Below are 20,239 nucleotides of genomic sequence, written 5' to 3' on the forward strand. Positions count from 1 at the left end.
ATGCCTTTCTCAGAGGTTCCAGTTGCGGGGGGTGGCGACGGGCACGCTCCAGCGGCCCTGGTCGCGGTCGGCGGCGAGCTGCGCACGCCTCGCTGTGGTGGCGGCCTCGTCGACGTCACCGTTCGTGATCACGACCCCGTGGGCGTCAGCCGCGAACTCGGGGCTCACGAGCCCGCTGCGGACGTCTTGCAGCACCTTCCCGGGGATACGGGCCAGGGGGTCACCCCAGCCGCCGCCGCCGCCGATCACGAAGCGGAGCGCGTCGCCGGCTTTGAGGATCAGTCCGGAGAACTTACCGGTCTGGTAGCGCGCGCCGCGGCCGAATTCGCCGTCGTTCGGGTCCGGCCGGCCCTGTTCGTCGAACATGCCGAACAACGGTTCGGCCCCACGCAGGTCGAGCGGGTCACCGTGTTCGGCGAGGTCGAAGTTCTCGATGTACCAGCCGTAGGCCGGTGAGCCCGCGCCGCCGCCGTTCGAGCCGGGAGCGCCGAGGCGGACCCGGTCGGCGGTGATGGTGACCATCGTGTCGGACTCGGCGAAGATCGAGTAGACCGAGCCGAGACCGCCGCGGAACTCTCCGGCCCCGGCGGTGTCGATCACCATCTCGTGCTGGACGATGACCAGGGGGCTCTCGATCTCGACGTGTTCCTGCACCGATGTCCGGCAGTTGCCGATCGGAATCACGCAGAAGGAGACACCGTCGTCCTTCCATGTGCCGCCCCAGCCGCCGCCGGCGAGCGCGAACGCGCCCCACGGCGTGCCTTCGTGGCCCGGACGGGTATCGATGCCGCCGAGGCTGACGACGACGGCGGTGCCGGTGTCGCAGGCGAATGCCTCGTCCATCGCCTGGCTCAGGGCCTGGGTGACGACGTTGATTCCCCGGGCGCCGATGTCGGCGTGGTTGGAGCAACTCGACGGCGGCAGCACCTGCACCACGCTGCCGGACGGCAGCAGGGTTTCGATCGGCCGTAGCGTGCCGCTGTTGACCGGTGTCGACGGGTCGACCATCAGCTTGACCGCCTCGATGCAGCGTGAGGCCTCGCACCACGCGGTACCGCAATTGCCGAGGGGCTGGCGTCCGGACCCGGAGAAGTCGATCTCCATGGAGTCGCCGCGCACCTTCACGGTCACGTGGACCGGAATCGGTTCGTCGCTGACGCCGTCCTCGTCGAGGAAGTCCTCGGCGGTGTAGTCGCCGTCCGGGATGCTCGCAATGCCGCGCCGCATGCTCGCCTCGGTGGCCTCGATGGCGTAGCGGCCGGCCGCGCGCACCTTCTCCAGGCCACCGCGAGCGATCAGATCCTGCAGCTGGCGCTCTCCGACGACCAGGCAACCGTGCAGGGCACGCAGGTCGCCGAGCACGAGCTGCGGGACGCGGTTGTTCTCCAGGATGAAGTTGAACGTCGGGCGAACCGGCACGTCGTTCGCATACAGCAATGTCGGCGGCAGTTTGAGCTGTTCCTCGAAGTGCGTCTGGGTGCCGTTGGAGAAGCCGCCCGGGATCGCGCCACCGAGGTCGACGAGGTGGGACGTCGAGTGCAGCAGGAATTCCACCCGGCCGTCGACGAAGACGGGCCGGAGCAGGTTGACGTCGGACTGGTGGATGGTGCCGCGCCACGGATCGTTGACGAAGATGACGTCGCCGGGTTGCATGTTGTCGATGTCCCAGTCGTCCATCACGAAGTTCGCGATGTGCGGGGCGGTGAAGGCGTGCTGCATGCAGCCCTCCCACAGTGCGATGGTTTCCCAGCCGTCGTCGGTGCGCATGTGAATGGCGCTGGTGCAGTCGAGGATGTCGCGGCAGACCGGGGAGAAGGCGCTGCGCATCAGCGAGTCGAGCATCTCGCGGGCGACCTCGGTGAGGCCGTAGCGGAGGATGTCGAGTTCGACGTCGACGGCGGGGCCGGCGTCAGGGGTGGTGATCGTCATGGTCTGTTCCTCAGCTCTGGGGCTCGATGATGAGATTCAGGTCGCCGTCCACGTAGGCCGTCCGGCCGGGAAGGACGAGGGTGGTCGCGAACTTTTCCGCGACGAGGGCGGGGCCCTGCACCCGTTCGAAGGGTTCGAGTCGCTCCCGGACGTAGATGGACACCTCGACCTGCTCGGTCGTGCCCGGCAAGGTGAGCTCCGCCGTGCGCAGGAACGCCTCTCCGTCGTCGGGGGTGAGGTCGGTCTTGTGCTGCTTGCGCGGGATGATCGCCGTCACCTCCACCGTCGAGATCACGACGGGAATCTCCGTCGCCGCGAAACCGTAGGATTCCCGGTAGAAGTCGTGGAATTGCGGTACCAGCTCGGTCACACTGTCGGTGGTGAGAGCTCCCGGGTGGATGGGCATGCGGTTGTCCCACGTCTGGCCGCGGTACATCGCGAAAACGGCCCGCTCGAAGCGGATTCGATCCACGTCGGCGCCCTGGCTGTCGAGTTCACCGCGGATGCGGTTCTCCAGCGCGACGAAGGCGGCCTCGATCGCCTCGGCGCTCGCAGGTGCGAGCGGGGCCATGATCGACTGTGCCCGGGTGACCATCAGGTCGCTGCGCAGCAGTCCCATGGCCGAGAACTGGCCCGGGTTGCGCGGCACGATCACCTTGTCCAGGCCCAGGATCTGCCCGACGCGGTCGGCGAGCATCGGGCCTGCCGAGCCTGAGGGCTGCAGGGCGAACTCGCGGACGTCGAGCCCCCGGTACACCGAAATGGTGCGGACCTTCGCCGCGATGTCTTCACAGGCGACCTCGTAGGCCGCCGACGCGAGTTCGAGGGCCGACATGCCGAACTGCTCACCGGTCTTCCCGAGCGCATCGAGCGAGGCGTCGATGTCGAGCTCAATGGAACCGTTGGCGAACAGGTCCGCCTGGAGGACCCCGAGAGCCGCGCACGCATCGGTGAGTGTGGGCTCGACACCACCGCGCTGGTAACACACCGGCCCGGGGTTCGAGCCGGCCGACGCCGGACCGACCGCCACATTGCCGAGCGTGCTGGGCCGGATCAGGCTACCGGCGCCCGAACCGACGCTCTCCACGTCCACCAGCGGCATGGTCAGGGTGAGACCGGTTTCCAACGTCCACAGATCGGTGAGCGGTGTCTTGCCGGCCACGATCGCCGCCACGTCCGTGCTCGTGCCGCCGACGTCAATGGTGAGCAGGTTCGGCGAGCTGCTCTCGTTGGCGAGTTTGACGCTGCCACTCACGCCGCCGACCGGACCGGAGACCAGCTGGAACACCGGGGCGCGGCCGGCGTCGGCGAACGTCGCGACGCCGCCGTTCATCATCATGATCCACAGCGTCCCGGCGTAATTACGCTCGGAGAGCCGACTCATCAGTCGGTCGAGGTAGCCGACGACGGCCGGACCGACGTACGCGTCGAGGGCGACGGTCGTGGTGCGCTCGTGCTCCTTGGTCACCGGGTAGAGTGCAGAAGTCTGAATGTAGGCGTCCGGCAACTCTTCTGCGACGATCTCAGCCGCCCGCTGCTCGTGGTCGGGGTTGATGTAGGAGTTCATCAAACACACGGCCACCGACTTCGCACCCTGGCTCGCCAGCGAACGCGCAGCGTCGCGAACGGCATTCTCGTCCAACGGCAACAACTCGGAACCGTCGTACCGCAGCCGCTCGGGAACACCGAAACGCGACTCGCGCTGCACGATGGGGCGCTCCTGGTGCGGCCGCAGCCAGGTGGGGTCGTAAAACCGGTCACCGAATTCGCGGTGCATGCGTCCGATGTCGAGCAGGTCCCGGTGTCCGCGGGTCGCGATCAGGCCGGTGCGCTCGCCGGTTCGGCTGAGCAGTGCGTTGATGCCCACCGTGTGCCCGTGCACGATCTCCGCGACGTCCGGGACCTCGACACCGATCGCCTCGATGCTCAGCAGTACACCCTCCTCCTGTTGGAGGGTCGACAGCACCTTGCCGTCTCGGGTCTCACCCGTCTTGCGGTTGAGCGCAATGATGTCGGTGAAGGTGCCACCGACATCGATGCCGACTATCCAGTCGGCTGCCCGCTCACTCTGCGTCATATCTCGGCCTCCGTGCTGTGTTCTGCAGTGACATGCGCAGCCATCTGCGCCACGTTTGTGTTGCAGGTCACTTTTCCGCACGGAGGGTGCGGGAACATCTGCCCAAGGTCGTAGTTTCGTACGACCTTCGGCTTGATCAGCCTTATTTAGCGCGTAGTGCGCGTGACGTCGGAATTGCGCAGCCAGATCGACACGGCCTCAGCCCGGTTGGCGGCACCGAGTTTGCGCAGTATGCGGGTGATGTGGGTCTTGACGGTTCCCTCGGAGATGACCAGCCTGCGGGCGATCTTGCCGTTGGAGTCGCCGTCCGCCATGAGTTTCACGATCTGCACCTCGCGGCGGGTGAGGACGGAATCGTCGTCGCGACCGAGCGCGACGGACTTCGCTACCCCCTGCCCGGATGCCTTGGTCCAGCGGCCGAGCCCGTCCAGTTGGGTGCGGAGCGTCGAAAGGCCTTCGAGCACACTCACTCTCGCCAGGTTCTGGCTCATTCCTTCGGCGAACGTCGCCAACAGGGCTTGATCGACACTGGTGAGATTGCGTTGCTGGTGATAGCAGTCGCCGTGCACCAAGCCGACGACGTCACCGTCGACAATCAGCGGCGCAATGCCGTACGACGAGGATCTGGTGATCTCGGCAAGCGGACGGTTGACGCGAGGGTTGTCCTGCACCTCGTGGACGATGGCCGCGCGAGCACCGACCACGGTGTCGTTCTCGACCAGCATGCGGTCGAGCACCGGCGGATTCTCCGTGCCCACCGCCACGATCTCCTCCGCCCAGCGAGGATCGCGGACGACGTGCATCGAATGCAACCGCCACGACCCGTCCACCGTCGACAGCAGCGCACGATCGAAGCCGAGGCTGCACACCGCCTCGGGAGCGCGGGCCAGCAACGCGTCGACCGTCTGCACATCGCCGACCCGCGCCAACGCCGACTGAACCTTGGTCAGAATCTCCGCGTGGTCGGCCAGCCCCAGCTGCGCAATTGCAGCCTCCGCCTCGCGGATACGACTGAGAATCGCCATCAAGGACTTCAGGGCATCGGACGACGGCTCGTGTTCGCCGATCGCATGCAGCATCTTCGCGGTCACCAGGTCCCACAGGTAACCCAGCGTCCGACTGTGGGAGTCCGCGCCGGCCGGCTGCGGGCCGCTCAGGTCGAGGTCGAGCAGCACACTCACGTCGTGGATGAGGTCGGCGACCACACCACCCAGCGCCACTGCGTCCTGTCCGATCGACGTGTTGCTCATACTGCACTCCCATGAAGACGCTGACCTAACCATCATGCTATGCATTCCGATGTGCCACGTCACTGCGGCGAGTCAGCGCCGCTGCGGCTCCGCCGCCTCCGCCACCGCCGATGCGGCGGTCGCGGTACGTGCCACCCGACGGGATTGGTCGAACAGCCCGCCACCGATCACCAGAACCGCGCACCCGATGATCAGCAGCGATACGCCCCACGCCGAGTGAGTGGGCGACAGGGTGACCATCGTCAGCGCGATGATCGGGGCCAGGCCACCTGCGGCGGCGCCGCTGACCTCTCGGCCGGTGCCGATGCCCGAGGCGCGGACCTCGGTGGGGAATTGCCGTGCCATGAACGGGCTCGCCGCCACCATGATCATCGGTGCCAGGACACCCGTAGTCACGACCATGACACCCCAGATGAGCGGGGAGCGCCCGGTGTCGAATAGCCAGAAGGCAGGGAAGGCCATCAGCGTGACCCCGATCGCCGCACCGATCATGACCTTGCGGGTGTCCACGCGATCGGACAGGCGCCCGATCAACGGACACGCGATGATCGCCGCAATACTCGCGAACGTTACCCCGAGAGCGCCGACATTCTTCGCCACACCCTGAAACTCCGTGAGGTAGGACAGCGAGAACGTCTTGAAGGTGTAGGAAAGCGCGGAGTACCCGCCGTACACGGCCGCAACCACGACAAGACCCCGCCAGTTGCCGCGCACCAGGTCACGCAGAATCTGGAAGCCCTTACGTTGTCGCGCCTCGGTCGCCACCTTCTCGAATTCCTCCGACTCGGGCATCGCGCGGCGAATCCAATAGCCTACGACCACGATCGCGAAACTCGCGATGAACGGCACCCGCCATCCCCACGTGTAGAGAGCTGCGTCGTCGAGACTGGTGACAGCGGCGACCGCGAGTGAAGCCGCAAGCAGGCCGATCTGTGCGCCTATCACCGGGTAGGCGCCGTACTTGCCCCGGGTCTTCTCGTCGGCATGCTCGTACGCCACCGTGATGGCACTGCCCAGTTCGGCACTCGCACCGAACCCCTGGAGGATCCGCAGGATGATCAACAGCGCCGGTGCCGCCACGCCGATCGCGGCATACGACGGCACCAATCCGATAGCCCGGACGCGATTCCCATGATCAAGAGGCTGATCGACAACACCGCCTTGCGCCCGATGCGGTCACCCAGTACTCCGAAGAGGATGCCCCCGAAGGGCCGGGCCAGGAAACCGACCGCGAACGTCGAAAACGCCGCGAGGGTACTGGCCGACGAATTCGCCGACGGGAAGAACACCTTGCCGAAGACGAGCGCCGCCATCGACGCATAGAGGTAGAAGTCGAACCACTCCAGCGAAGTTCCGATGATGACCGCCACCCCGACCTTCTTCGCGCTCTTGGGTGAACCCCGCCGAACGGGCACCTCGCGTTGCTGCGCCACAGTCAAGTCCTCTCTGATGACCGATCTTTGTGGCGTCAAACTATTAGGCTGCGTCGGCTGCTCGTCGGCTTAAAATTAAGTGCACTGGGTCACGGTCGCCGCCAGATACCGAGGTCGGCAGTCCGCTCCGCTTTTCAGGTGGGACTGATGTGTGGTACGCGCGGCGAGGGAGTCAGCGTTGTCGCGGGCGGCGACGGCGGTCCACCGGGACGCGTTCGGCTCCGAGCCCGGGCCGTCGGCTTGGCTGCCGATTATGGGAGTGCGCTAGATCGAACAGATGCACGGTCTCGGTCTCGTTCAGCAGCAGCGCCCCGGCGATCGCGTACAGAACCTAGTCCGAGACATCCCTCGCTCATGCTATGCATCCTTGTGAGGCACGTCACCACCGACCCTCACGCTTGTGCCGACGAGGGGCAATCGGGCAGCTCCGACACCAGGAGCCCAGAACTCGATTGCCGCCGGACATGGGGGGGGTTGACAGCACCTCCCACAGTCGTGTCGAGGTCCTTAGAATTGGGAGGGAAAGTTTCAGGAGCGTTTACCGAACACCGCATCCTGACTAGTGGCGGGCGACGCCAGGGTGCCACCGATGCTCGACCACTTTCCGGTGCCAGCGGGACAGAAGTCAGTCGAGCGCCTCTGCTCGCCCGCCTGTGGTGCGACGGCGTCATACGTACCCGTACTGATGCTTGCGGCGGAACTAATCGCTTCTCATCGCCATTCACCGCGCGATGGGACCAGGAGGACACAAACATGATCAGCAACAACGAGTCCCACTACATCGACGGACGGTACCGGACCGCGCACTCCGCCTCGAGGATTTCCGTCGTCAATCCTGCGACCGAAGAGGTTTTTGCAACCATCGTCGACGGTGACTCCTCCGATGTCGACGCGGCCGTGCAGGTAGCCGACGCCGCCGGGGTCGCGTGGGCCGCCACCGCTCCGTCCGAGCGGGCCGCGTCCTTGCGCCGGCTGGCCGATACCTACGAGGGCCGGATCGACGAGGTCGCTGCGCTGGTGACGCGGCAGAACGGCACCCCGATCAGTGTGTCCCGGGCGATGCAGCAGCAAGTTCCGCAGTACTACCGGTACTTCGCGTCGCTCGCCGACCGACTGACCGAAGAGGAGCCGCTGGAAACGTCGATCGGTGACGCGCTGTTGCAGCGCCGGCCGGTCGGCGTGGTCGGGGCGATCACCCCGTGGAACGGCCCGCAACCCCTCCTCGCATGGAAGATCGGACCGGCACTCGCTGCAGGATGTACCGCCGTGATCAAGCCGGCACCGGAAACTTCGCTCGATGCTTTTCTTTTCGCCGAGATCGCTACCGAAGCGGGTATCCCCGCCGGGGTCCTCAACGTCGTCACCGGAGGTCGGGAGACCGGCACCGCCCTCGTCGAGCATCCGCTGGTGCGCAAGATCGCGTTCACCGGGTCCACGGTCGCCGGCAAGGCCATCGCCGAGACGTGCGGCAGGGACCTCAAACGGGTGACGCTGGAACTGGGCGGCAAGTCCGCCGCCATCCTGCTCGACGACGTCGACCTCGACGCCTTCACCCCGTTCGTGGCAACCGCGTGCTCACCGAACACCGGTCAGATCTGCCGGTCCCTGACCCGGGTGCTCGCACCCCGATCGCGGTACGACGAAGTGGTCGACGCGGTCAGCGCCGCAATGAAAGAGATCCCGATCGGCGATCCCACCGACCCCGTGAACCTGTTCGGCCCCCTGGTGTCCGAACGGCAGCGAGATCGCGTCGAGTCGTACCTGGAGTTGGGGCAACGCGAAGGGGCGAAGGTCGTCGTCGGCGGTGCCCGGTCCACGGCGTTCGATCGGGGCTTCTACATCGAGCCGACCGTCTTCCGGGACGTCACCAACGACATGCGCATCGCCCGTGAAGAGATCTTCGGCCCGGTCCTCGTCGTCATTCCCTACGAGGACGAGGACGAGGCGATCGCCATCGCCAACGACTCCGAGTACGGCCTCGGCGGCGGGGTCTTCTCGCCGGACCGCGAGCACGCGACCGCGGTCGCCCGCCGGATCGTGACCGGAACGATCGGAGTCAACAGCGCGTCGTTCCCCACGGAGGCGCCGTTCGGCGGCGTGAAGAACAGCGGCATGGGTAGAGAACTCGGGCCCGGCAGCCTCGAGCCGTACCTGGAGCTCAAAACGATTTTCCGTAGTGTCTGACAGCTGCCCCTCCAGATCAGCACGCACGGACTGGCCCCGAGGTTTGGATTCGACGGAGCCGACGGTCTCATACGACCGCACCGCGGTGAGATCGTGGGAGGTGAGCAAGACTACGGCTCTGACCAAATAGCAGTCCCCTCGACAGGGGGTCCGCCTCCGGATCCCACCGAGATCTTTCACCGGACGGATCCCGGAGAAGAGGGCATCCTTGCGAAGGACGAACAGTGCGAAAACACCTCATGAGAGGTTCGGAACGGCCGGAAGACGCCACCGACAGGCGGCATGTGAGGCACCGCGAGGCACTCGGCCGCGCTGCGCTACGGGGGCTCAAGCCCGGTCCGCCCCTTCAGGATCCTGCCCGTCTGCTGCGTGTGGCAGTCGGCATGATCGTCGCGGCGATCGGCGGCTACTTCCTGCACGACTTCGAAGAGCAGGTCCTGATCTGTGTCGGTGCGTTTCTCGGGGGCGTCGCATCCTTGATGCCACACAACCGCTCACGTCTAGGAGCGGCCGTCCTCACCGGAACAGCCGAGATCTTCGCCGCGGCCGCCGGGATCCTCGTACACGGGCTGTGGTGGCTCGTCCTCCCCATGCTCTTCATTGGGTTGTTCACGGCCGGGATCCTGCGTGTAGTGGCGCTGAGCATCAGCATGCGGGTCCTCGTCGTCACGATCATCTTCGTCGCCTTCGCCGAGATCACCCCGTCCCTGCCGGTCGGTGCCCGTGAACTCACACTGTTCGCGGTCGGCGTCGCCGTCATGCTCATGGCACAACTGCTCCCGCCATACGAGCCCCGCCATGCGGTGCAACGCCGCGCCGTCGCGTCGCTCTACGACGCGTTGGCCTCCGGAGGGCCCTACGGCCCGGCGCTACTGGCTGCCGACCGAAGCCTCGCCCTGCTCCACGGGCGCCGCCACCGCGAAATCGACCACCTCACCGAACTCGTCGAGCGCGGGGAAAAAATAGCCCAACTGCTCAAGGCTGTGAACAATCGGGGCGACGATATGACCGCCCGCTGGAGAGCAGCTGTGTCCGAGCATCTGCACGCGATCGGAGGCGCCATCCGGCGCCGCCGACCCGAACTTCTCCCGTCGGATCTGTCCGTGACAGCCGGGCAGGACCGACTGCAGCGCAGGCTGATCGACGCGATCACGACCGCGGCGCGGACCATCGCCGGCGCCCCGACCCCGGTCCCGTCGGATGAGCGTCGGCCACCGACCTCGCTGGAACTCGTCCGTGACGAATTGCATCCGGCGTCGCCGATCGGCCATCACGCGTTGCGGCTCGCGGTCACCGGTGTGATCGGCCAGGTGATCGGTGTCGCGATCGGCGCCTGGGTCGGTACGCAGGTGCTGCTCCACGGACACGGCTTCTGGGTTGTCGTTGCGGTGGTGTTGATCCTGTTCCCCGATTACGGAGAGACCTTTGCGCGCGGCATCGGCCGTACCGTCGGTACGCTCGCCGGCGCCGCCGTCGGCCTTGCGTTGTCGTTCCTCCCCCCGGATCCGATACTGCAAACCGTCACGCTCATCACGCTGTTCCTCGGCTATCTCGCATTCCGCAGCTGCGGCCAGCCCTGGACCATGCTGTGGGTCGTGGCCTGGATTTCGGCATTGACGGTCGGTCCACTCGGGGCGGTGACCCGCGGCGCCGAGACAGTCATCGGCTGCGCTCTGGCATTCGCCGCGTACGTGCTCGCGCCCACCTACCAGCGCAAGCGGCTCAGCGAGTTGCTCGCGGTATGGGCGCGAGCCGAAGCGGATCGCCTCGACGCGCTCGATCGGCTATCGGCCCAGCCGCAGGAGAACCACCGGCTCGAGGTCGCCAGGGCGACCGTGCGCAGTAGGTTGGCTCGACTCGAGATCGTCGAGGCCGCGGACCAGGCCCAATTCGAGCCCGACGACAAGGCCGGACGCTGGACGAATGACGACATTGCGCGGGCCGCCCAGGCTGTCGTCGAGATCGGGCGGCAGGTTTCGGTCCTGGGCGCTCTCACTCCCGGCTCGGACCGGGGCAGCGGCCCTCAGCTGCGGCAAGAGATGGCATTACTCGCGTACAAGCTCAGGGACCTGGCGGACCCAATCGAGCTACACAAATCCGTGCGGCCTGCAGATCCGGCTCGCCCGGTTCCGAACCGGCGGCAGGACCACCCCGTGCCCGACCCGGATCTGCAGATTGCCCTCGCCAAGGCCACCGAATCGATATCCGTGCTGGGCGCGACCCTGGCGAAACAACTCAGCCGCCTCAGCGTGTAGGCAACCCAATTACCGTCCAATTCGACGGTGCGGCGTGTCAAGTGATGCACCGTGTCGAGCCTGGTGTGACTCGCGGCGACCCTGCAGCGTCTGCGCTGTGCCCTTGTCGTCCTCGGCGGGTGATGTCTTCGCCCAGCTGGCGAGAACGAGCAGGGAATCCTTCGTGGCGGAGTCGCCTGGTTCGGCGGTGAAGCAGAACAGCGTGAGGCCGGTTGTCCCGGGGATCTCGAGGCCCTCGTAGTGGAGGTTCAGGTCGCCGACGAGCCGATGGCGCAGGCGTTTGCTGCCACGTTGGTGAGATCGGACATCGTGTGCGGCCCAGCGTGTCCGAAATTCCTCGCTGCGGGCGGTGAGTTCACCGATCAGGTCGGTGAGGTTCCGGTCGCACGGTGGTTTACCGGCATGGGCACGCAGGATCGACACCGCGAAGTCAGCCGTCGTATCCCAGTCCTGGTAAAACTCTTTCGCACGGTCGTCGGAGAACACGTATCGGGCGAGGTTCGGCTGCTGGTGATGTTCATACAGGTCGGAGTACAACGCTCGGCCGAGGTCGTTGGCCGCGACGAGGTCCAGTCGTCGGTTCTGCACCACCGCGGCCGCGCCGACCAGGTGATCGATCATCGTCTGTACCCCATCGGGGAGGCGTTCTGTGCCGGGCTCGGGCCGTCGGACAGGGTGCCGATTGTGCGAGTGCGCGAGATCGAACAGATGCACGATCTCCGTCTCATTCAGCAGCAGGGCCCCTGCGATCGCATACAAGACCGAGTCCGAGACATCGCCCGCGCGGCCACGCTCGATCTGCACGTAGTAGTCCGGGCTGACCCCCGCCAGCGTGGCGACCTCTTCGCGACGCAGGCCGGGCACTCGCCGGCGCCCGGCGGAGGGCAACCCGACCTGATCCGGCGTCACTTTCGCTCGCCGGCTGACCAGGAACTCCTTCATATCTTTCGGCAGATTCACATTTACCACGTTAGAACGTTCGGCGTCGTTGCTCGTTCCGTCATTGTCCGTTGGGCGGCGCCGGTGAGCGTGCTCCGACGGTTGATTCCGATCGGTGTGACCATTCTCCAACGCGAGCAGTCGATTTCAGTTGGGGAGGGTATCGAACCGAAGCCCGTCAAGCGAAGTGGGCATTGAACCAGTCGAGCATCTGCTCGGGGTTCTCGGGGAAGTAGTTGTAACCGTCGAAGCGGCGGGTGGTTCCCTCGATCCAGTGCAGCCGCTTGTCGGCAGTGCCCAGGTTGTCGTAGATCCCCTGCACGTCGTCGGGGCGGGTGGCGGAGTCGTGGCGGACTTGCGCCACGAGCGTCGGTGCGGTGACGTCCTTCGCGTAGCCAAGCGGAGACAACTCGTCGAGCTCGAAGCTGGTCAGCTTCTTGATCTCCTGTGCGACCATCTCGACCCCACCGGGCATGCCGCTGGTCGCCACTTCGATCATGGGCCGCACCGACACCGGCTGGACCGCCACCATGGCCCGTAGACCCTCGAACTCCTCGGGGTGCTTCGACATGGCCACAATCGTGGAGTCCGCGCCCAGGCAGCGGCTGAGCAGGCCGATGTGCGAATTGTCGATGCCCAGGCGAGTGCGCCCGTAGTGCAGGGAGCCGATGACGTCACGGTATTCGAGGAGGCCGATCCCGCCGTTCGCGGCGCCGCTGTGGCCGTGGTTACGCAGGTCGTACGCGAGCACGTTGTAGCCGGCGTCGTGGAGATTCTTGTAGTCGGGCAGGAAGTTGACCTCGAAGTCGGCGAACGGGGTGCTGAACTCCTTCAGATGACCGGGGTAGCCGTAGCGGTTCCCGGGCATAGGGTGGTTGGCGATGACGAGCTTGTCGGAGTCGGCTGGGATGAACCAGCCCTCGAGCGGGGTGCCGTCCTGTGCGGGAAAGAAGACGTCCTCGTACGTGAGACCGTACTGGTCGGGCCGTCTCATGATCGGGGTGCGCCTGGTGTAGGCGAGACCCTGCGCTAGGTTCGCGGCGATCGTCTCTGGCGAAGGGGTTGTCATGGAGATCTCCTTGCGGGGGTGGCAGTAGTGGAACTCAGAGGCGTACCGCGAAGAAGCGCAGTGCAGTGCAGTGCTGGCCTCGTTCCCCGCTCGTGCAGTAAGTACTCCACGCGCGGGGAACGAGGCCACTCCAGGCATCGCTTGTGCACTCACCCGGTCGCGGGGAAGCGCCCGTCGAGGTCAGGTGATTTTGGTTGGATTAGAAACTGGGTGGGTTGCCGTCTCGGGCATCGATAACCCACCCCGGGTCAATTTCAGAGGTGCTTCTTGTAGAAGGGGATCAGCTTGTCGAGGGCGATCTTGACGGGTTCGGGCTTGTCGTAGAGGTCGTAGTGCGAGAATCCCTCGGCCACAACGAGTTCCTTGTCCTTTGATGCTGCGCGCCGAATGATTTCCAGGCCGTCGCGGTATGCCCCGAACGCGCCGGGTTTGTCACCGACCACAATGCACATCGGTTGGGTCAGGAGCACCTCGGCGCGGTTGAAAGCATCCCAACCGACTGCCGTGGCCTGGTGGGAGAACAGCGATCGGTTGAGACCGTGCGGTTTCTGTCCGCGGTCGGTGCGGTAGTACTCGGTCGCCTCGTACACGTCGATCTCGGTCAGACCCTTTTCCTCGGCGATCTCCGGAGAAGGCGGTAGCAAGTCGTCCACCCGCAACTCTGCGCCACGTGCTTCGGCGGTGCGCTGCGCGGCCATGGCCTCGAGTGCCCCGATGGGGTCGTAGCCGGTGAACGACTCGTGCATCAGCCGACCGTAGTTCGCGCCCGTGACCGTGCCCAGGGCCTTGATCCGGCGCTCGGTCATCGTGGCGTTGACTGCGTAGCCGCCCGCGCCACAGATTCCGAGCACGCCGATTCGATCGTCGTCCACGTAGGGCAGCGTGACCAGGTAGTCGATGACGTAGCTGAAGTCCTGGACCCGGAACGTGGGGTCCTCGATGAAGCGCGGCTCGCCGCCGCTGGCGCCCTGGAAGCTCGCATCGAACGCGATGACGACGAACCCCTCCGCGGCGAGGGCGGTGCCGTAGACGTTGCCCGAGGTCTGCTCCTTGCAGCTACCGATGGGATGGGCGCTGATGACGACCGGGTACTTGTTGGACTTGTCGAACCCCGGAGGGAAGTAAATGTCCGCTGCGATATCCCAGTACAGCGCCTTGATGCTCACGGTCTCGATGTTGTCGGTCATTGTGGAGTGCCTTTCTTATGTGCGTGTGTTCTGCTCGGTGACGTAATTGCGCACCGGGGAACGGGTTTGGTTGCGGGCGTTCACATGAACGCGGGCCGGTCCCCGTCTGTGCCCGGTTTGTCGACACCGAGGTTCGTCCGGCTCCATTTGCCGGGGGAGCCGATGATGTCGGCTATCAATGCGGCGACGCTCTTGCGGGAGACCTCTGTGCCCTTGAACGGTTCATCCCGTTGTGTGACCTCGTAGGAGATCTCGTCGTTGTCGGTGAGCCAGGCGGGCCGCAGGATCGTGTAGTCGAGCGTGGACGCCTCGATCGTGTCGGCGGCCGCGCGATAGGTGTCCAGGACGCTGCCGATCTGGTGTCGATTCCATTGCCCGAACGGGCCTGGTACTTCGTCATAGATACCGAGAGCGGTCACGAAGATCAGGCGTTGCACCCGCTCGCTCTGCATCGCCGCGACGATGCGCTCGGCTTGGGTGTCGATTTCACCTGCGAGATTTGCGTAGACGATGTCCTGACCGCGCACGGCCTCGGCCACTGCCTTCTCGTTGCGTGCATCGCCCTCGACGACCCGTGCGGTGTCGGGTGCTCCAGCGAGTCGACTCGCGTCACGCACGAACAGGGTCAGGTCCATTCCCTTCTCGGCGAGCATCTCGACCGCCCATCGTGCGATTCGTCCGTTGGCGCCGATGATCAGCACCTTCGTCATTACGATGTTCCTCCTGGTCGAGTGTGTTCTGCCGCCTCACCAAACGAACCCCGTCGCCTGGGTGAGGCGTTCCGGTGGGGACGAGCAGACGAGCTAACTCCCGAACTGTGCCGGTCGCTTTTCTGTGGGTTCCTGCGCCACCGATGTTGCCTCACTCCATGGGACGGCACAGCGGCCAATTTTGTCCAGGGACAAATTGTCCCCCTATCCGTGGTTCAGGTTCGTTTGCCATCATTCGTTAGGTGAACGTGCACAACGAGCAGGTCGAGCGCCGCACTGAGATCGGTGACTTCCTCAAGACGAAGCGTCTGGCCCTGCAACCAGAGGATGTCGGTCTGTCCCGGGACTCCAGCCGGCGCCGTCGAGCGCCGGGCCTCCGACGGGAGGAAGTCGCGGCATTGGCGGCGATCAGCACCGACTACTACGCCCGTATCGAGCAGGGGCGCCGTGGGGCGCCGTGGCCGACCTTGGAAACCATCGCCAGCGCGTTACGTCTGGACCGGGCAGGCCGTGACTATCTTCTCGAATTGTCGATGCGCCCTCCGGCACAGCCGCGTCAGCGCAAGGCCCAGCGCGCATCACCGCATCTGCTGCGACTGCTCGACGATCTCGCAACGATGCCGGCACTGCTTCTCGGCCGGAGGATGGACGTGCTCGGATGGAACGCGATGGCGGCCGCGTTGATGGTCACCGATTTTGCTCAGTTGCCTGCGCGCGAACGTAATTACGTGAGAATGGTCTTCACCGATCCCGCGGTTCGGCGGCTCTATCCGGACTGGGAACAGACTGGTCGGCTCTGCGTCGCGCTGCTCCACATGGAAGTCGCGCGTGATCCACACGACCCGCGACTCACGGAACTTGTCGGGGAGTTGTCCATTCAGGACGTCGACTTCAGGCGCTGGTGGAGCGACCATCAGGTCGCGATTCGCAACCGGGGTGTCAAACGGTTCGACCACCCGGAGGTCGGTGAGATCACCCTCGACTGGGACACGCTGGCATGTGTGGGCGACCCCGACCAGCAACTCATCACCTGGAGTGCAAAGGCCGGGACGACCTCGCACGACCGACTGATGGCACTTCGCCCAAAGCACTGACTACCGGCCGGCCCCGACTCCTGCTCCGTGGCACCCATGTTTTGTGCGCACTCGGTGGCGATACTTTCGTTTATCGCATCGTCCTCACCCTCCTCGCCTGCGCCGTGGTGCGGCGCATCGTCCCCGGCGGCCCAGACGAGCACGCTCTGTCGGTTCCTTTCGACATCTGGGGAGCGCTGCTGGTCGGAGCAGGGTTGGCGTGCCTGCTCGTCACGGTCGGCGAGGGCGGGCGGTGGGGGTGGACGTCCCCGTGGACCGTCGGATTCTCCGTCGGCGCCGCTATTCTCCTGGCGTCGTGGGAACTCCTCGACCTACGGACCGACCATCCATTGATCAACCTGCGCGCACTACACGACACGGATGTGCTGCTCGCCAACGGCACCGCTGCCGGCCTCGGCGCCGCCCTCACCCTCGACCGCCTCCCTGCGCGACGGTGTCCGTCGCGCTAGTCACCACGGTTCGACCCACCAGCATCAGAAGGCCTACGGGTGCCCATCAGTGAAGGGTGAGCCCTCCGGTAGGACTGAGTACCGCGCCCGTCAAATACATCGATTCGTCGGACGCAAGAAAACTCACGACGTCACCGATATCCGGAGGTGAAGCGATACCAAACGGCGCCTTCTCGACTATCTTTTCGTACTGCCGACGGTGCGCCAGGGAGACGGCGTCATCGTGATCGAACGCAGCCTGCCACGATGGCGTGTCCCGGACGACGGTCACGCACACGCAGTTGACTCGGATTCTGTCTCTGGAGAGTTCCTTCGACAACAGCTTGCTCACCTGAATCAACCCAGCCGAGAATGCTGCGATGCCCGTCTGCCCCGGCGTCGGTGCACGTCCGCCCTCAGAGGTAACGAATACCACAGACCCACCGTTCTCCCGCAGGTACGGCACCGACGCCTGCACCACCGCCAGCTTTCCGAGCAAAGCTTGACCTGCGAAATTCGTGACCCGTTCCAGATCGATGCCTGCGAACGGCCCTCGGACCTTCGGATCACGCGCCTGCTCGTCGAACCCCCCGGCATTGGGCACGACGATGTCGATACGACCAAACCGCTCGACGACGGATTGGGCCAACGTCCGCATGTCGCCAGGTGACCCGACATCCCCGGATAGGAAGTGCGCACTGCCGCCTGCCGCACGGATCTCGTCGACCACGTACGCAGCTCGCTCCTCGCTGCGCCCGTTGACAACCACAGTCGCTCCGCGGGCGCCCAATCCAGCGGCGATACCGCGCCCGATCCCTCCGGACCCGCCGGTGACGATCGCGACTTTCCCGTTGAGGTCCGACACCGCTCGCCGACTCATCGGGCACCCACCACATCGCGCTGTCCGACCTCGCCGGTCACCGCACCAGATGCGAGGAGCGTGCCGATTTCACCTTCACTCACTCCGGCCTCACGCAAGAGCTGGACCGAGTGCTCTCCGAGCCGTGGCGCCGGATGTCGGACCGTCGGAGCACAGGAGCTCCATGCCTGGGGGATGCCAAGTGAATTGATCCTGCCCTCGGACGGATGTTCTTCGACAAACGAGAAACCCGTCTGCCGCAGGTGAGGATCATCGAGTGCTCCTGCGGGAGTGTTCGTCTCGATCGCCGGGACATCCGCAGCCGCCAGATCGGCAAGCCATTCGTCTGCCGGACGTGTTGAAAAGATATCCGACAGAAGGCGCAGCAACTCCTCCATGTTCTCGGCGCGGGCGTGCACGTCGACGAATTTCGGATGATCGGCCAAGTCCGGACGACCCGCGACCTGAAAGAAGCTCCGCCAGTGCTTGTCGATGTAAATGCTGACAGCGACGTACCGCCCGTCCTTCGTCCGGTACGGACGACGGTCCGGATTCATCGTCCGCGCGTAACCCCAGTCGCCAATCGGTGGATCGAAAGAGTGACCCCACAGGTGGTCCCCGAGAACCAACTGGGCGAACGTCTCGAACATCGGAACCTGGACTTCCTGCCCAACGCCCGTCACGTTGCGGTGGTAGAGCGCAGCACAGACAGCCATCGCGGTAGATATGCCGACCACCCGGTCTGCGATCGGGGTGGCGACGAACTCCGGGCTACCAACCTTCCGGTTCTGCAATGCAGCCATTCCCGACGCCGCCTGAATCAGGTCATCATACGCAGGGCGGTCCGCATACGGTCCACTCTGTCCGAATCCCACGGCGCCGGCGTAGACGATCCGTGGATTGATCTCGCGCACGTCGTCGTAGGAGAATCCGAGCGAACGCATCGCTTTCGGACGCATGCTGTACAAGAACACGTCAGCGCCGGCGATCATCCGGCGAAGCACCGACGCGCCACCTTCCGATTTCAAATCGAGCACGATCGACCGCTTGTTGCGATTCAAATGCAGGAAGTTTGAACTCATCCCCACATTCCGCGCCGGGCCAACCCGGCGGATCGTGTCCCCACCGCCGGATTCGATCTTCCACACGTCGGCACCCATGTCCGCCAGGTGTAGAGAAGCGAACGGCCCCATCACGTTCGACGTGAGATCGAGGACCCTCACGCCGTCGAGCGGACCGGAAGCGGTCATGACACGCTCCGATACATCGTGACGACGCACGCGCCGCCCAGCCCGATATTGTGCTGTAGGCCGATCCGTGCATTTTCGACCTGTCGCTTTCCTGCCGTTCCGCGCAGGTGCCAGACGAGCTCGGCGCACTGCGCAAGACCGGTCGCACCCAGCGGATGGCCCTTGGACATCAACCCACCGGATGGGTTCACCACATACTTTCCTCCGTAAGTGTTGTCCCCGTTCAGAATGAGCTTCTCCGCAGTACCTTCGGCGCACAGGCCCAGGCCTTCGTAGCTGATGACCTCGTTCGGCGTGAAGCAATCGTGCAACTCGACGACGTCGACGTCCTCAGGGCCGACGCCGGCCGACTCGTACACTTCTGCCGCCGCACGGCGCGTCATGTCGGCGCCGACCAGGTTGATGAGGTCAACCGAACTGGCCTCGGTGTCGGTGGTCATCGACTGCCCGATTATCTCGACGGCGCCCGTAAGTCCGTGTCGTTGAGCGAAGGCCTTGCTGACCACGATCGCGGCTGCCGCTCCGCAAGTGGGTGGGCATGCCATGAAGCGGGTCAGATACGGGAACAGGGTCGGCGCTTCCATCACCTGATCGACGGTCAGTGGCTTGGTGAACAGCGCGTATGGGTTGTTACTCGCGTGGGTACGCGACTTGACCGCAACTCGCGCAAAGATGTCCGGATTCGCACCGTACCGCTCTATGTACTCCCACCCGGCCGCGCCGAATGCCTGGATCGCACGTGGAGCATCGGTCGGCAGCTCGGGATGCAGCTCCACCCGACGCTCGTGAATCCAGCCCACCGGAGACGTCCGATCGGGAAAAGCGCTGCCGAGGGCGCCCGGTGTCATCTCCTCGAATCCGAACGCCAGCGCGCAGTCCACGATCCCGGTCTCGACTGCCTGGCGGGCGAGCATGAGCGCGGACGAACCGGACGCGCAGTAGTTGTTCAAGTTGTACACGGGGATGCCGGACATCCCGACCGAGTACACCGCGCGCTGACCACAGGTGCTGTCGCCGTATACATAGCCGGCGAACGCCTGCTGTACCAGGGAGTAGTCAATTCCCGCGTCGGCGAGGGCTCCGCGGATCGCCTCTGCAGCCATCACCTCGTAGGGGTCGTTTGCGCCGGGCTTGGCGAATTTCACCATGTTGACGCCGACAACTTGCGCTTTGTCACTCATCTCGGGATCTCCGAACTCTTGTCGATTGTGCAGTACGAAATCGAACCGATCAGTGCATCGAGTGCAGATCGGACTCGGCGACCTCGAACTCGATGCGCAGCAGGGCCTGGCACATGGTCTTGCCGGTGAAGTCGGCGCGCAGGCTACGTGTGGCTCCGCCACCGAGTGCATTGCGCAGAACGAAATTCATCGCTTCCAGGGTGCGCACCTCGTAGCGATCCACCTCGCCCTTGACCATCTCGCCGAAGAAGTCCTTGACCACGTCTGCGGTCAGGTACTCCAGGATCAGCGGGTAAAAACGCTTCTCCTTGGCTATGACAGCGATATTGCAGATGTCGCCCTTGTCGCCGGAGCGGGCGTAGGCGATGTCGTTCAAATGGATACGGCTCATGTG

The 20,239-nt window shown here is 65.0% G+C and carries 17 protein-coding genes; 4 read left to right on the forward strand and 13 right to left on the reverse strand.

From position 1 onward, the window contains the following. Positions 1-9: 9 nt before the first annotated feature. From FND50_RS32720 to FND50_RS37325, 5 genes are all read right to left on the reverse strand, one after another. Entirely contained in the window at positions 10-1,929 is a 1,920-nt protein-coding gene (locus FND50_RS32720) for a hydantoinase B/oxoprolinase family protein (protein WP_144288509.1), read from the reverse strand. A gap of 10 nt (positions 1,930-1,939) precedes the next feature. After that, complete coding sequence (locus FND50_RS32725) at positions 1,940-4,006, reverse strand: hydantoinase/oxoprolinase family protein (RefSeq protein WP_144288510.1); 2,067 nt, start codon at positions 4,004-4,006, stop codon at positions 1,940-1,942. Positions 4,007-4,152: 146 nt separating this feature from the next. After that, positions 4,153-5,256: a LuxR C-terminal-related transcriptional regulator gene (locus tag FND50_RS32730; RefSeq protein WP_144288511.1), complete on the reverse strand. Its 1,104-nt coding sequence runs from the start codon at positions 5,254-5,256 to the stop codon at positions 4,153-4,155. 72 nt (positions 5,257-5,328) lie between these two features. Further along, positions 5,329-6,360 (reverse strand): MFS transporter, encoded by a 1,032-nt coding sequence (locus FND50_RS32735; RefSeq protein ID WP_260850786.1) that lies wholly within the window; start codon positions 6,358-6,360, stop codon positions 5,329-5,331. After that, the gene (locus FND50_RS37325; RefSeq protein WP_260850787.1) at positions 6,315-6,689 is read right to left on the reverse strand and encodes an MFS transporter; all 375 of its coding nucleotides are present in this window, start codon (positions 6,687-6,689) and stop codon (positions 6,315-6,317) included. The genes FND50_RS32735 and FND50_RS37325 overlap by 46 nt, the downstream gene beginning before the upstream one ends. 753 nt (positions 6,690-7,442) lie before the next feature. Here FND50_RS37325 and FND50_RS32740 point away from each other — a divergent pair. Together FND50_RS32740 and FND50_RS32745 are read left to right on the forward strand one after the other, a co-directional pair. Further along, on the forward strand, positions 7,443-8,873 hold the full coding sequence (locus FND50_RS32740; RefSeq protein ID WP_144288512.1) for an aldehyde dehydrogenase: 1,431 nt from the start codon (positions 7,443-7,445) through the stop codon (positions 8,871-8,873). A gap of 371 nt (positions 8,874-9,244) precedes the next feature. Further along, complete coding sequence (locus tag FND50_RS32745) at positions 9,245-11,128, forward strand: FUSC family protein (RefSeq protein WP_186301182.1); 1,884 nt, start codon at positions 9,245-9,247, stop codon at positions 11,126-11,128. Positions 11,129-11,137: 9 nt separating this feature from the next. Here the strand turns inward: FND50_RS32745 and FND50_RS32750 are convergent, their stop codons facing one another. The 4 genes from FND50_RS32750 to FND50_RS32765 form a co-directional block, all read right to left on the reverse strand. After that, positions 11,138-12,088, reverse strand: a complete 951-nt coding sequence (locus FND50_RS32750; RefSeq protein WP_144288514.1) for a helix-turn-helix domain-containing protein — start codon at positions 12,086-12,088, stop codon at positions 11,138-11,140. A gap of 157 nt (positions 12,089-12,245) precedes the next feature. After that, positions 12,246-13,136, reverse strand: a complete 891-nt coding sequence (locus tag FND50_RS32755; RefSeq protein ID WP_144288515.1) for an alpha/beta hydrolase — start codon at positions 13,134-13,136, stop codon at positions 12,246-12,248. Positions 13,137-13,390: 254 nt separating this feature from the next. Next, the gene (locus FND50_RS32760) at positions 13,391-14,323 is read right to left on the reverse strand and encodes an alpha/beta hydrolase (protein ID WP_222105593.1); all 933 of its coding nucleotides are present in this window, start codon (positions 14,321-14,323) and stop codon (positions 13,391-13,393) included. A gap of 80 nt (positions 14,324-14,403) precedes the next feature. Next, a complete protein-coding gene (locus FND50_RS32765; RefSeq protein WP_144288516.1) occupies positions 14,404-15,033 on the reverse strand; it encodes an SDR family oxidoreductase in 630 nt (209 codons plus the stop codon). Between the two features lie 242 nt (positions 15,034-15,275). Here FND50_RS32765 and FND50_RS32770 point away from each other — a divergent pair, with 242 nt between their 5' ends. Both FND50_RS32770 and FND50_RS32775 read left to right on the forward strand, forming a co-directional pair. Further along, positions 15,276-16,127: a helix-turn-helix domain-containing protein gene (locus tag FND50_RS32770; protein ID WP_260850788.1), complete on the forward strand. Its 852-nt coding sequence runs from the start codon at positions 15,276-15,278 to the stop codon at positions 16,125-16,127. A 104-nt stretch (positions 16,128-16,231) separates the two neighbouring features. Further along, a complete protein-coding gene (locus FND50_RS32775) occupies positions 16,232-16,576 on the forward strand; it encodes a hypothetical protein (RefSeq protein ID WP_144288517.1) in 345 nt (114 codons plus the stop codon). A gap of 46 nt (positions 16,577-16,622) precedes the next feature. On the opposite strand, the gene FND50_RS32780 is transcribed toward FND50_RS32775, so the two are convergent. Genes FND50_RS32780 through FND50_RS32795 form a run of 4 tightly spaced genes read right to left on the reverse strand, consistent with a single transcriptional unit; the run spans position 16,623 to position 20,236 of the window. Next, a complete protein-coding gene (locus FND50_RS32780) occupies positions 16,623-17,435 on the reverse strand; it encodes an SDR family NAD(P)-dependent oxidoreductase (protein WP_144288518.1) in 813 nt (270 codons plus the stop codon). Next, positions 17,432-18,664 (reverse strand): CaiB/BaiF CoA-transferase family protein, encoded by a 1,233-nt coding sequence (locus FND50_RS32785; RefSeq protein ID WP_144288519.1) that lies wholly within the window; start codon positions 18,662-18,664, stop codon positions 17,432-17,434. The genes FND50_RS32780 and FND50_RS32785 overlap by 4 nt, the downstream gene beginning before the upstream one ends. Then, positions 18,661-19,845, reverse strand: coding sequence for a lipid-transfer protein (locus tag FND50_RS32790; protein ID WP_144288520.1), 1,185 nt, complete (start codon positions 19,843-19,845; stop codon positions 18,661-18,663). The genes FND50_RS32785 and FND50_RS32790 overlap by 4 nt, the downstream gene beginning before the upstream one ends. 49 nt (positions 19,846-19,894) lie before the next feature. Next, positions 19,895-20,236 carry a hypothetical protein gene (locus FND50_RS32795; RefSeq protein ID WP_144288521.1) on the reverse strand — a complete coding sequence of 114 codons (342 nt, stop codon included), beginning with the start codon at positions 20,234-20,236 and terminating at the stop codon, positions 19,895-19,897. Between the last annotated feature and the right edge of the window lie 3 nt (positions 20,237-20,239).

The organism is Rhodococcus sp. WB9 (genome assembly GCF_007558985.1).
Taxonomy (GTDB): Bacteria; Actinomycetota; Actinomycetes; order Mycobacteriales; family Mycobacteriaceae; genus Rhodococcus_F; species Rhodococcus_F opacus.